12 protein-coding genes are annotated in these 11818 nt (G+C 61.2%); 8 read left to right on the top strand and 4 right to left on the bottom strand.

What is annotated here, in order from left to right; genetic code table 11:
- Nucleotides 1–30: 30 nt before the first annotated feature.
- The 4 genes from HDC30_RS00350 to HDC30_RS00335 all read right to left on the bottom strand — a co-directional run bounded on the left by HDC30_RS00350 (nucleotide 31) and on the right by HDC30_RS00335 (nucleotide 3223).
- The gene (locus tag HDC30_RS00350; protein ID WP_150370642.1) at nucleotides 31–969 is read right to left on the bottom strand and encodes an AraC family transcriptional regulator; all 939 of its coding nucleotides are present in this window, start codon (nucleotides 967–969) and stop codon (nucleotides 31–33) included.
- 24 nt (nucleotides 970–993) lie between these two features.
- Nucleotides 994–1827 carry an oxidoreductase gene (locus HDC30_RS00345; protein WP_183779800.1) on the bottom strand — a complete coding sequence of 278 codons (834 nt, stop codon included), beginning with the start codon at nucleotides 1825–1827 and terminating at the stop codon, nucleotides 994–996.
- Nucleotides 1828–1974: 147 nt separating this feature from the next.
- Nucleotides 1975–2718 carry an anti-sigma factor gene (locus HDC30_RS00340; RefSeq protein WP_183779797.1) on the bottom strand — a complete coding sequence of 248 codons (744 nt, stop codon included), beginning with the start codon at nucleotides 2716–2718 and terminating at the stop codon, nucleotides 1975–1977.
- Entirely contained in the window at nucleotides 2711–3223 is a 513-nt protein-coding gene (locus HDC30_RS00335; RefSeq protein WP_123586377.1) for a sigma-70 family RNA polymerase sigma factor, read from the bottom strand. The genes HDC30_RS00340 and HDC30_RS00335 overlap by 8 nt, the downstream gene beginning before the upstream one ends.
- A gap of 153 nt (nucleotides 3224–3376) precedes the next feature.
- Here HDC30_RS00335 and HDC30_RS00330 point away from each other — a divergent pair, with 153 nt between their 5' ends.
- The 8 genes from HDC30_RS00330 to HDC30_RS00295 all read left to right on the top strand — a co-directional run bounded on the left by HDC30_RS00330 (nucleotide 3377) and on the right by HDC30_RS00295 (nucleotide 11779).
- A complete protein-coding gene (locus HDC30_RS00330; protein WP_183779794.1) occupies nucleotides 3377–4345 on the top strand; it encodes a metallophosphoesterase in 969 nt (322 codons plus the stop codon).
- A 14-nt stretch (nucleotides 4346–4359) separates the two neighbouring features.
- Nucleotides 4360–4668, top strand: coding sequence for a plastocyanin/azurin family copper-binding protein (locus tag HDC30_RS00325; protein ID WP_183779791.1), 309 nt, complete (start codon nucleotides 4360–4362; stop codon nucleotides 4666–4668).
- A gap of 239 nt (nucleotides 4669–4907) precedes the next feature.
- Complete coding sequence (locus HDC30_RS00320) at nucleotides 4908–5576, top strand: GntR family transcriptional regulator (protein ID WP_007967111.1); 669 nt, start codon at nucleotides 4908–4910, stop codon at nucleotides 5574–5576.
- 79 nt (nucleotides 5577–5655) lie between these two features.
- Nucleotides 5656–6462: an ABC transporter substrate-binding protein gene (locus HDC30_RS00315; RefSeq protein ID WP_183779788.1), complete on the top strand. Its 807-nt coding sequence runs from the start codon at nucleotides 5656–5658 to the stop codon at nucleotides 6460–6462.
- A gap of 11 nt (nucleotides 6463–6473) precedes the next feature.
- Nucleotides 6474–7250: an amino acid ABC transporter permease gene (locus HDC30_RS00310; RefSeq protein WP_007967116.1), complete on the top strand. Its 777-nt coding sequence runs from the start codon at nucleotides 6474–6476 to the stop codon at nucleotides 7248–7250.
- A 2-nt stretch (nucleotides 7251–7252) separates the two neighbouring features.
- Nucleotides 7253–8032 carry an amino acid ABC transporter ATP-binding protein gene (locus tag HDC30_RS00305; RefSeq protein WP_183779785.1) on the top strand — a complete coding sequence of 260 codons (780 nt, stop codon included), beginning with the start codon at nucleotides 7253–7255 and terminating at the stop codon, nucleotides 8030–8032.
- Between the two features lie 170 nt (nucleotides 8033–8202).
- Nucleotides 8203–9813, top strand: coding sequence for a gamma-glutamyltransferase family protein (locus tag HDC30_RS00300; protein ID WP_183779782.1), 1611 nt, complete (start codon nucleotides 8203–8205; stop codon nucleotides 9811–9813).
- A gap of 106 nt (nucleotides 9814–9919) precedes the next feature.
- Nucleotides 9920–11779, top strand: coding sequence for an ABC transporter ATP-binding protein (locus HDC30_RS00295; protein WP_183779779.1), 1860 nt, complete (start codon nucleotides 9920–9922; stop codon nucleotides 11777–11779).
- Nucleotides 11780–11818 lie beyond the last annotated feature (39 nt).

Here is an 11818-nt window from a genome sequence, read left to right as displayed (position 1 = left end):
GGGCATGCGATGGCCGGGAACGATCAGTGCTCAGTGCGAAGAAACATACGGGGAGGGCGTGGCGGACTGGGGCAGGGCATACGTGGCTTTCATCCACGCAATTTCGGCCAGCGGCGTGCGCCCGAAGAAACGCTTGAACTCGCGGCTGAACTGCGAGGCGCTTTCATAACCGACGTTGAACGCCGCCGTCGCGGCCGGTATGGCGCCACGCAGCATCAGCAAACGCGCCTGATGCAGGCGCGTGGCTTTGAGGTATTGCATCGGCGATGAGTCGGTGACGTTGCGAAAATGCACATGGAAGCTCGGTACGCTCATCCCGGCTTCCTCGGCGAGGGACTCGACATCCAGGCGTTGCTCATAGCTGCTGTGAATCCGCCGGATCGCCCGGCTGACCTTGCCGAAATGCCCTTGCTGCTGGAGCGCCGCACGCATCGAACCGCCCTGGGCACCGGTCAGGATCCGGTAGTAGATCTCCCGAACCAGTGCCGGTCCGAGGATCTGCGCGTCGCCCGGATCGCTCATCGCTTCGAGCAAACGCAGGGTCGAGGCGCGCAATGGATCATCCATCGGCGAGGCGTACATGCCCTTTGGCGAAGCGTCGCTGGGGCCGAACACCTCGTCGACCTGCAGCATCAACTCGCTGGCCAATTGCAGGTCGAGGCGCATATACACCGCCAGCATCGGCTCAGCCGCACTGGCCTCGGTTTCCATGGTGAACGGCACCGGCACCGACACCACCAGATAATGCTGTGCGTCATAGACGTAGACGTCATCGCCCAGATAGCCGCGCTTGCGCCCCTGACAGAGAATCACGATGCCCGGCTCATACAGCACCGGGGTGTTGCTCAGCGGCCGATTCGAGCGCAGAAAACGCACGTCCTCCAGCGCACTGAGGTTGTAACCCTCCAGCGGCGCGAGCTGTTCAAGCAACTGCACCATGCGCGCGGTATACGGATCGGATGGACTCATGGGCATTGATCTCTGTGCCGGGACTCAGCCATCGGTGGAGCGGGTCAGGGTTTCCCATTGCTCGATGTCGCTGAGGCTGCGTTGCAGTTTATCGCGCACCAGATTCAGCGCATCGCTGCCCAATAGCAAGTGTGCGGGTGGTGCGGCGCTGGCGATCAGTTGCAGCATGGCCTGCGCCGCCTTGCGCGGATCGCCCAACTGCTTGCCGCTTTTCTCTTCACGGGCCTTGCGCACGGGGTCGAAGCTGGCGTCATAGTCGGCAATGCTGCGCGCCGTGCGCTGCATCGAACGCCCGGCCCAATCGGTACGAAACGAGCCTGGTGCCACCGCCGTGACAAAAATGTTGAACGGCCGTAGTTCCTTGCTCAGCGTATCGGAGAGCCCTTCGAGGGCAAACTTGCTCGAGCAGTAATAGGCAATGCCGGGCATGGTGATGGTGCCGCCCATCGAGGTGATATTCAGAATGTGTCCGGCGCGCCGTTGCCGGAAGTACGGCACGAACGCCTTGATCATCGCTGCCGCGCCAAACACGTTGACGTCGAACTGACGCCGCATCTGCGCCAGCGGTGACTCCTCGAAAATGCCCTCATGTCCGTAACCGGCGTTGTTCACCAGCACATCGACCGGACCCAGTGTGGCGTCGACGTCGGCGATCACCTCGTCGATGCGTTCGAAATCGGTGACGTCGAGCAACACCCCGTGTGCCCGATCTTCTGACAGGGCTTCGAATGACTTCAGGTCGGCGCCATTGCGCACGGTACCGATCACCCGGTGACCGGCGTTGAGCGCTTCCTGCGCGAGCGCGCTGCCAAAGCCGCTGCTGACACCGGTGATAAACAGGGTTTTGCTGCTGTGCATGGCAATCTCCGACGGATAAGTGAGAGGCCATGGTAGGCAGCTCGGGGCGAGAGGGGTATGCCGGTTTGTCTGCGAGGATTGCCTGTTCCTATTGGCAGGCCTGTGAAGCGCTCTGAAACGTGAGGCTGATGCGGCACGCCTTCCGGATCAGGAGCCATTCCGGAGCAACTGCCCCAGCGCTTCCAGCTCAGCTTTCTCTACGTCCGACACCAGCACGAAACGCATATGGCCGGCCTGCCACGACACCACATTGAAGCCGCGCAAGCTTTGGCTTTGCACGGCTTTATCAGCCTCGCTCGTGGGCAGGATGAACACGTTGATGATGTGCTTGGCATGCCCATAGCTCAGGGCCGCGGTGGTCTGGTGCTGCAGATAATCCAGGCGCCCGCCGAGCAGCGGAAAGCCCTGCGCCGAGTAGTCGAACACCGGGGGGGAGAAGTCGAGTTTGCCGGTGAACCAGGGCTTGACGGTGTGGCGGTCGGAGGACACCACGTCGTTCAGGTGTTCGCCCATCAACGAGCGCACGTGGCTGGACACGGCCTCGTCGATCAAGGGTTGCTCGCTGACCGGAGTGGCGACATACAGCACCATCGCCAGAGCCAGCGCTGCGGCGGAAAACCCCGGGGCCAGCCATTTTTGCCAGCGCTGGATCAACCCCGGCGCAGGTTTTTCGGCGGCGAGCATGCTGGCCGCCAGTGAGGCGGGGGCGCGGTAATAGGGGGCATGGCGCTGCACGCTGACCTTGAGCAACTTCGCTTGCTCGTGCAGCCGCGCGCACTCGGTGCAGGCGATCAGGTGCGCGGCCACCTGCGCAGTCGTCGCCGGATCCAGCTCCTGATCCAGATAGCCGTGCAGTCGGGTCTGGCAAACCTTGCAGTCGAGTTCATTCATGATCGTGCAACTTCAGCAGTTCGAGCTTGAGCAGGGCCCGTGCCCGGGCCAGCCTGGACATCACGGTGCCGATGGGAATATCGACCACCAGGGCGATGTCCTTGTAGGGCAGGTCTTCGAGTTCCTTGAGCACGATCACCTCGCGAAACACCGGCGGCAGGGCGCACAGCGCTTGTTGCAACAGCGCGGCATTTTCCGTGTGAATGGCCAGCAATTCCGGGGTCTGGCCATGGCTCAGGGGGCCGTCGTCAGCAGCCATATCGTCATCGATGGCGACCCAATGGCGTCCGGCCGAGGCTTTGAGCCAGGTGTAGCTTTCGTTGCGTACGATGGTCAGAAACCACGCCTTGGCATTGCCATCGGCGAAACGCTGCAAAAACCGGAAGGCGCGCAGGGCGCTTTCCTGCACCACATCGCGCGCAGCGCTGTCGTTGCCGGTGAGCCAGCGCGCAAGGTTGTAGGCCGCGTCCAGATGGGGCGCAATCAGTTCCTCAAATCGCTTCATGGTCGGTTCCGCACCGTCACCCCCCTATAACCGTGCTGCGGCAGGTTTTATTCGCGCAAAAAGATTTATTTTTTGCCGTGGAATAAAGCCTCGCGCCGTCAGGTTTACCTCGTGTCAGCTACCTCACTGTAGTTCGCCCGCGAGGACACACCGATGGACATTCAAGCAAAACATCCACAGCGCACCGATGGCCCGCTCAACCCGGACCGGCGAACCCTGCTCAAATGCTCGGCGTGGGCCGGGGCCGGGGTCCTCTGGGCCTTGAGCGGCGGCATTCCCAAAGCCTTTGCGCTGGACGAAGCGGGCAACGTCAGCGACCCTAAGGCGCTGGCCAGCACCTTTCACTTCGTGCAGATCAGCGACTCGCACATCGGCTTCAACAAGGAGGCCAACCCGGAGCCGGTCAAGACCCTGCAGGTGGCGATCGACAAGGTCATCGCGCTGCCCAAACGGCCGTCGCTGATCCTGCACACCGGCGACATCACTCACCTGTCCAAGCCCGAGGAGTTCGACACCGCCGCGCAGTTGCTCAAGGGCCTGCCATCCGCCGTGCATTACATACCCGGTGAGCACGACACCCTCGACGAGGGCGGCGGCAAGCTTTATCTGGAGCGCTACGGCAAGGGCACCAAAGGCAACGGCTGGTACAGCTTCGATGACCATGGCGTGCACTTCATTGCGCTGATCAATGTGTTCAATTTCCAGGCCGGCCACGAAGCCACCCTCGGCGCCGAGCAACTGGCCTGGCTGGCGGATGACTTGCGTGCGGTTTCCACCAGTACGCCGATCGTGGTGTTCACGCATATTCCGCTGTGGACGATTTATCAGCCGTGGGGCTGGGGTACCGAGGACGGTGATCAGGCCATTGCGATGCTGCGCAAGTACGGTTCGGTGACTGTACTGAACGGGCACATTCATCAGGTGATCCAGAAAGTCGAAGGCAATATCACCTTTCACACCGCCCGTGGCACGGCCTATCCGCAGCCGGCACCGGGCGCGGCACCGTCGCCGGGGCCGATGACGGTGGCGGCCGATCAATTGCGCAATTACCTGGGGATCACCGACGTGCGCGCGACTCAGGGCGATCATCCGCTGGCACTGATTGATTCGACACTGGTGTGACGGAGGGCGAACCGATGAAAACGCGACTGTTGGCGCTGATGGGCCTGTTGCTGGCGATGCCGCTGTGGGCCGCCGAGGTGAAGATCGATATCAAGGAATTCATGTTCGCCCCCAAAGACCTGACCGTGGCCGTCGGCACCAAGGTGACGTGGGTCAATGACGATCAGATTCCGCACACGGTGGCAGAAACCCACAAGGTGTTTCGCTCGGGGGCGCTGGACACCAATGACAGCTTTTCCTGGGTGTTCGATACGCCGGGGGCGTTTGAATATTTTTGTGTGTTGCATCCGCAGATGATCGGCAAGGTGGTGGTGACGCAGTGATGCATACCGCAAGGGTGCGGTTGAGGCGAGTGTTACTCAGCTACCAATCTGCACCTTTGCGGGGCTCGCCATGGGCCATCGGGTAGCACTACTCAAGTTTCGAGCTGCAGGATCTGATCGCTGTTGTTTTCTTAAATCATTCAAATCAAGCGCTTGGCACGGTGCGGAGAAATCTGGCATGCATCGTGCTTTTTTTGTATCCGTGGATAATTGGATACAAAAAGACAAAAGGTGCTGCCATGCAATTCGCTCCCGCCTACGACCAGCGTCAACCGATGACCGCCGAGGAAGAGGCCTACAACTTTCTGTTGGAAGGCATTTGCGGTGGTCGTTATCGCAAGGGCGACCGGTTGATCGCCGAGGACATCGCCAGTGAAATCGGCATGAGCCGCATGCCGGTGCGCGAAGCCTTTCGCCGCCTCGATGCGCAGGGTCTGGTGACGCTGCGGCCTAATCGTGGCGCGGTGGTCAGCGGTCTGGATGTCGAGCAAATGCACGAAGTGTTCGAGATGCGCAGTGCGCTGGAGGGGTTGGCGATTCGCATCGCCGTGCCCAAGATCAGCGAGCGTCAGTTGACCGCGCTGGAGCGGCTGCTCGATGAAATGGACGACTACCGCGAGGAGAGTGCGGCGTGGGTCAGCCGCCATCGCAAGTTCCATGAGTACCTGTGCAGCCTCAGCGACCGCCCACGGCTGCTCAAGCAGATCGGCGCCCTCTACTCATTGATCGAAGCCCCCATGCGCCTTTGGCTGCAGCACATCGAAAAGCCCCTGAGTGCGCGCCAGGAACACCAGATGATCCTCGATGCGATTCGCGCCGGCGATGCCAGCAAGGCCGAAGCCGTGGTGCGCGAGCACATCGAAGGCACGGTCCCCGAACTGATCAAATTTTTGCAATCGGAAAAATAACCACAGAGCGGAACACGAGTCCGCCGATGTTTTGACTTTGAGTACTGCCCCGTTACTAACCGAACTGGAGTGTCTGGTCATGCATACGTCTCGCCTGTTACTGGCTGCAATATCCCTCGGACTCTGTACGCAGTGGGCGCTTGCCGCACCCACGGTGCCGGAGCGTCTGGTCAAGGTCGACAAACTGACCTATTGCTCGGGAATGGATTCACCGCCGCTGGTGTCTTTTGATGAAGCGCAAAAACCCAAAGGGCTGACCGTCGACCTCGGCCTGGAAATCGCCAAACGTCTAGGCGACAAGAAGGTCGATTGGCGGGTGATTCCATTCTCCGGATTGCTCCCGGCCTTGCTCGCCAAACAGTGCGACATGATCGTCGACCAGTTGTTCGACAAGCCCGAGCGCCGCGAGGTGATCGACATCGTCAACTACATGTATTCCAGCCAGGCGGTCGTCGTGCCCAAGGGCAATCCGAAGGCGCTCAAGACCTTGGCGGATCTGAGCGGGCACAAAATCGCGGTGCTCAACGGTTCGACTATCAAGACCTTGCTCGATACCGAAAATGAAAGCCTGAGCAAGGCCGGCAAGCCGCCGATGAAACTGGTGGTCTACAACACCGATACCGATGCCTTCCAGGCCATGCGCATCAATCAGGTCGACGCTTACGGCACCACCGTAGAAACCGCCGGCTATTACGCGGCGATGGCGCCGGACCTGTTCGAGGAAGGCGTGCCGGCCTTCAGCCGGATCCTGACCGGGCTGGGCATTCGCAAGGACGATCCACAACTGAGCGCTGCGGTGCAGCAGATCATCACCGACATGCGCAGCGACGGCAGCTACAACCAGCTCTTGAACAAGTGGCACGTCTCCAGCGACACACTCGATTGAGGTAAGCGTTGATGAACTTCAATTGGGATGTGTTCTGGCAGTACCTGTTGCAGCCAAGCGGCGTATACCTCACCGGCCTGTGGCTGACGTGCCTGATCAGTGTGCTGGCGATGCTGCTGGGCTGTGTGCTGGGGCTGGCCGCCGCATTGTTGCGCTTGTCGAAGAACCCTCTGCTGCATCTGCCGGTGCGTTTTTATGTGTGGCTGATGCGCGGCACACCGTTGCTGGTGCAGATCGTTTTCCTTTACACCGCGCTGGCGGCGGGCGGGATTTTTCGCTTCGAAGACATTGAGCTGTTCGGGCTGGTGGTGCCCGGCAACATTCAGGCGGCGATCATTGCTTTGGGCCTCAACGAAGGCGCGTACATGGCCGAGATCATCCGTGCCGGGATCGGCGCCGTGGACAAGGGCCAGTACGAGGCAGGACGCTCGCTGGGCATGACTTTCGCCAAATTGATGCGCCGTATCGTCCTGCCGCAGGCGTTTCGGGTGATCGTGCCGCCGCTGGGCAACGAGTTCAACGTGATGCTGAAAAACACCACGCTGGTCAGCGTGATCGGCGTGCAAGAGTTGTTGCTCAGTACGCAAATGGTCACCTCGGCGACCTTTCGGGTGTTCGAGCTGTACCTGGTGGTGGCGATCTATTTCCTGTTGCTTACCACGCTGTGGGGCTTCTTTCAGCGCTGGCTGGAGAACCGCTTCGGCCAGTCCGACCGACCTTCTGCGCCACCGCCGGCCTCCAGCCGGATGTTCGGTCGCAGCACTCTGAAATTGCTGAGGGGGCGTTAATCATGGCGCAGCAAAGTGACGAGCTGATCATCGAGGCGCTGAACATTCACAAGGCCTTCGGTGACCTGCAGATTCTCAAGGGCATTTCCCTGCAAGTGCGACGCGGCGAAGTGGTGGTGCTGATCGGCGCCTCGGGCTCGGGCAAAACCACGTTTATCCGCTGCATCAATCTGCTCGAAGACATTCAGGGCGGAGAGATCCGGGTCAGCGGCCGGCCCATGGGCTATCGCACCCGGGCCGACGGCAGTCTGGTGCGCGACTCGGAACGCAACATCGCTCGCCAACGCCGCGACATCGGCATGGTGTTTCAGCGCTTCAACCTGTTCCCGCACATGACCGCGCTGGAAAACATCATCGAAGCACCGATTCAGGTGTTGGGTGTGCCACGCCAGGCTGCGCTGGAGCAGGCGCACGCGTTGCTCAAACGAGTCGGGCTGGCGGACAAGGCCGGGCATTACCCGTCGATGCTTTCCGGTGGTCAGCAGCAACGGGTGGCGATCGCCCGAGCACTGGCGATGAAACCGCAGGCGATGCTGTTCGACGAACCCACCAGCGCCCTCGACCCGGAAACCGTCGGCGAGGTTCTGCAGGTGATGAAGGAGCTGGCCGAGGAGGGCATGACCATGGTCGTGGTCACCCATGAAATGGGCTTTGCCCGCGAAGTGGCTGACCGAGTGGTGGTGCTCGATCAGGGCGAACTGATCGAACAAGGCCCGCCGGAACAGATTTTCAGCCGGCCCACCCATCCCCGTACCCAGGCCTTTCTCAGCCGCGTGCTGTGAATTTCACAAGGATATTGACGATGCGTTTATCGAGCTTGTTCGCGGCGCCGCAGCCCCGACACGTTGCAGATCTTCGAGAAGACCGTCGGAAAACATCCAGCGCCTGATCACCCGCGAATGGAACCGGATCAAGTCCGGCCAATGAATTGCTGATTTGAAGAGCCTTTGCCATGTTGAAATTCTCTGCTCACGAATATCCTTATCCATCGCAACGCCAAAGCGTCTTCGCCCGTCGTGGCATGGTCGCGGCGTCTCAGCCTTTGGCCGCGCAGGCCGGCATCGAGATGCTGCAAAAGGGCGGCAACGCGATTGACGCCGCCATCGCCACGGCGGCGGCGCTGACTGTGGTCGAACCTACGGGCTGCGGCCTGGGCGGTGATGCGTTTGCGCTGGTCTGGTTCAAGGATCAGTTGCATGGCCTCAATGCCAACGGCCATGCCCCGGCGTCGCTAAGTATCGAAGCGGTCAAGGCGACCGGCCATGAACAGATGCCGCTATATGGCTGGACGCCAGTGACGGTGCCCGGTTGCCCATCGGCCTGGGCCGAGCTGTCGCATCGCTTTGGCGTGTTGCCGTTCGCCGATTTACTGCAACCGGCGATCGGTCTGGCCAGAGACGGTTTTCCGCTGTCGCCGGTGGTTGCCCATCAATGGCAGATCGCACTGGATGAGTTCAGTCCGCATCGCGATGAAGTGCTGCAGGCCTGGTTCGATACGTTCCTGATTGACGGTCGCGCGCCCAAGGCCGGGGAGCTGTTCCGTAACCCGGCGCAGGCGCGAACCCTTGAGGAGTTGGCCAGCACTCGTTGCGAGAGTTTGTATCGCGGCGCACTGGCGCAACGCCTGGATGCGCATTCGCGGGCAACGGGCGGCTATCTGCGCGCCACGGATCTGGAGCATTACCGCGCGCAATGGGTGGAACCGATTCACGTCAATTACCGTGGCGTGGATGTCTGGGAAATCCCGCCGAGCGGGCAGGGGCTGGTGGCGTTGATGGCGCTGAAGATTCTTGAAGGCTTCGACTTCGATCACCGTGACAGCCAGCAGACCTGGCACCGGCAACTGGAGGCGATGAAGCTGGCCTACAGCGACGGCCTGCACTACATCACCGATCCGCTGCACATGCGCGTGGCCGTGACCGATTTGTTGAGCGACGAGTACAGCGCCCGTCGCCGTGCACAGATCGGCGAACAGGCGCAGCCGCCGAAGCCGGGTGATCCTCACGCCAGCGGCACGGTGTATCTGGCCACGGCGGATGGGCAGGGCAATATGGTTTCGTTCATCCAGAGCAATTACCACGGTTTCGGCTCAGGCGTGGTGCTGCCGGACAGCGGTATCGCCCTGCAGAACCGCGGCCAGGAATTCAGCCTGGATCCCGAGCATGCCAACGCGTTGGCGCCGGGGAAAAAGACCTTTCACACGATCATTCCCGGCTTCCTCACCAAGGACGGTCAGGCGTTGGGCCCGTTCGGTGTGATGGGCGGCTACATGCAGCCGCAGGGCCATGTGCAGATGGTGATGAACCTGGTGGATTTCGGCTTGAACCCGCAGTCGGCATTGGACGCGCCGCGCTGGCAGTGGCTTGGCGGGATGAAGGTGGGCATCGAGCAGGGCGCTTCAAGGGATCTGGCCAATGCGTTGGCGCGTCGCGGGCATGAGGTGCAGATCGCCAGTGACCTGACGGATTACGGCAGAGGACAGATTATTCTGCGTGATCCAGTGACGGGTGTGCTGTGTGGCGGGACTGAGCCCCGGGCGGATTCGCATATCGCAGTCTGGTAGAGACGGCAGGCACTCGTCAGGTCGGGAGCACACACTTTTTCACAAAGACCTCCCGGGATCCAATCGGTGGCAGAATCTCCCTGACTTGAACGTTCAGGAGAACATCATGCTTCGTGTGTTTGAACGAAGACTCGACCCTTTCCCGCCTGACGAGGTGCCACCGCCACCCAACGGTCTGGCTAAATTTCTCTGGGCCTGCACTCGCGGCGCTCGCGGCTACATTCTGGCATTGGCGTTGCTCAGCGCTGCTGTGTCGATCTATGAAGCGTGGCTGTTTTCCTTCCTCGGCCAGGTCGTCGATCTGCTCTCGACCTGGCAGGCCGGCGGCGAAGCGGCGGTGCAGGAGAGCCGCGTGTTGTGGGGTATGGGTATCGTCATGGTCTTGAGTGTCGGGCTGGTGGCGTTGCGCACCATGGTCCAGCACCAGATTCTGGCGATTAACCTGCCGCTGCGCCTGCGCTGGGATTTCCATCGGCTGATGCTGCGGCAGAGCCTTTCGTTTTTCTCCGACGAGTTCTCCGGCCGGGTCACGACCAAGGTCATGCAGACCGCGCTCGCTGTACGCGACGTGCTGTTCACCATGATCGAGATCTTGCCGGGGATTGGCGTGTACTTCATCGCGATCATTGCCCTGGCTGGCGGTTTTGCGCTGAAGCTGATGTTGCCGTTTCTTGCTTGGGTCGTGCTGTTCGGTCTGGCCATGTGGTACTTCGTGCCGCGCCTGGGCAAGGTCGGCCAGGAACAGGCCAACGCGCGGTCGATGATGACCGGGCGTATCGCCGACGCGTACACCAACATCACCACCGTGAAGCTGTTCTCCCACTCCAACCGCGAAGCGCACTTTGCGCGGGCGGCGATGGAAGATTTCAAGCAGACCGGTTTTCGCCAGATGCGTCTGGTCAGTCTGTTCGAGATCGTCAATCAGGCCTTGGTGGTGGCGTTGATCATGTCTGCCGGGGGCTACGCCCTGTGGCTGTGGCACCAGGGCGACGTTGGCGCCGGTGCGGTGGCGGCGATTACCGCCATGGCGTTGCGGATCAATGGCATGTCGAACTGGATCATGTGGCAAATGACCTCGCTGTTCGAAAGCATCGGCACCGTCCAGGACGGCATGGCGACGCTGACCCAAGGTACCAAGGTTCAGGACGCGCCAGATGCCGGCGTGCTGGTCACTTCTGGCGGCGCGGTGACGTTCGACAAGGTCAAGTTCAACTACGGTGGCGAGCGTCAGGTGCTCGATGGCCTGAGCCTGAGCATCCGCCCCGGGGAAAAGATCGGCCTGGTGGGCCGCTCCGGTGCCGGCAAATCGACGCTGATCAACCTGCTGCTGCGTTTCTATGACGTCGACAGCGGCGAGATTCGTATCGACGGCCAGAACATTGCGCACGTGACTCAGGACAGCCTGCGCAGTGCGATCGGCATGGTCACCCAGGACACCTCGCTGCTGCACCGTTCGATTCGCGACAACATCGCCTACGGCCGGCCCGATGCTACAGACGCACAGATCCGCTGCGCCGCTGCCAATGCGCAGGCTGACGAGTTCATCAGCCAACTCAGCGACCGTCAGGGCCATACCGGCTACGACACTCTGGTAGGTGAACGCGGGATCAAGCTGTCCGGCGGCCAGCGCCAACGGGTGGCGATTGCCCGAGTGATGCTGAAGAACGCGCCGATCCTGCTGCTCGACGAAGCCACCAGTGCACTGGACTCGGAAGTCGAAGTGGCGATTCAGGAAAGCCTTGATGACATGATGCAGGGCAAGACCGTGATCGCGATCGCGCATCGACTGTCGACGATTGCGGCGATGGACCGGCTGATTGTCATGGATGACGGGCGCATCATCGAGCAGGGCACCCATTCGGAGTTGCTGGAGAAGAACGGCGTGTATGCGCGGCTGTGGGCGCATCAGAGCGGCGGGTTTCTTGGAGAAGACAAAGGCGTGGTGGAGGCCTTGGATCAGGCGTAAACGGGCAGGGCACATGGCCGGGGCGTCTTGGGTGTTCCC

This window comes from Pseudomonas sp. JAI115 (assembly GCF_014200835.1).
Classification (GTDB): domain Bacteria; phylum Pseudomonadota; class Gammaproteobacteria; order Pseudomonadales; family Pseudomonadaceae; genus Aquipseudomonas; species Aquipseudomonas putida_A.
Note: the sequence above shows the minus strand (reverse complement) of the source record. Positions and strands in the feature narration are given on the sequence as shown.

Coding starts and splice junctions, on each gene's coding strand:
- HDC30_RS00325 (WP_183779791.1), top strand. CDS start 4,360: ATGAAAACGCGACTGTTGGCGCTGATGGGCCTGTTGCTGGCGATGCCG.
- HDC30_RS00300 (WP_183779782.1), top strand. CDS start 8,203: ATGTTGAAATTCTCTGCTCACGAATATCCTTATCCATCGCAACGCCAA.
- HDC30_RS00340 (WP_183779797.1), bottom strand. CDS start 2,718: ATGAATGAACTCGACTGCAAGGTTTGCCAGACCCGACTGCACGGCTAT.
- HDC30_RS00335 (WP_123586377.1), bottom strand. CDS start 3,223: ATGAAGCGATTTGAGGAACTGATTGCGCCCCATCTGGACGCGGCCTAC.
- HDC30_RS00350 (WP_150370642.1), bottom strand. CDS start 969: ATGAGTCCATCCGATCCGTATACCGCGCGCATGGTGCAGTTGCTTGAA.
- HDC30_RS00345 (WP_183779800.1), bottom strand. CDS start 1,827: ATGCACAGCAGCAAAACCCTGTTTATCACCGGTGTCAGCAGCGGCTTT.
- HDC30_RS00320 (WP_007967111.1), top strand. CDS start 4,908: ATGCAATTCGCTCCCGCCTACGACCAGCGTCAACCGATGACCGCCGAG.
- HDC30_RS00295 (WP_183779779.1), top strand. CDS start 9,920: ATGCTTCGTGTGTTTGAACGAAGACTCGACCCTTTCCCGCCTGACGAG.
- HDC30_RS00310 (WP_007967116.1), top strand. CDS start 6,474: ATGAACTTCAATTGGGATGTGTTCTGGCAGTACCTGTTGCAGCCAAGC.
- HDC30_RS00315 (WP_183779788.1), top strand. CDS start 5,656: ATGCATACGTCTCGCCTGTTACTGGCTGCAATATCCCTCGGACTCTGT.
- HDC30_RS00305 (WP_183779785.1), top strand. CDS start 7,253: ATGGCGCAGCAAAGTGACGAGCTGATCATCGAGGCGCTGAACATTCAC.
- HDC30_RS00330 (WP_183779794.1), top strand. CDS start 3,377: ATGGACATTCAAGCAAAACATCCACAGCGCACCGATGGCCCGCTCAAC.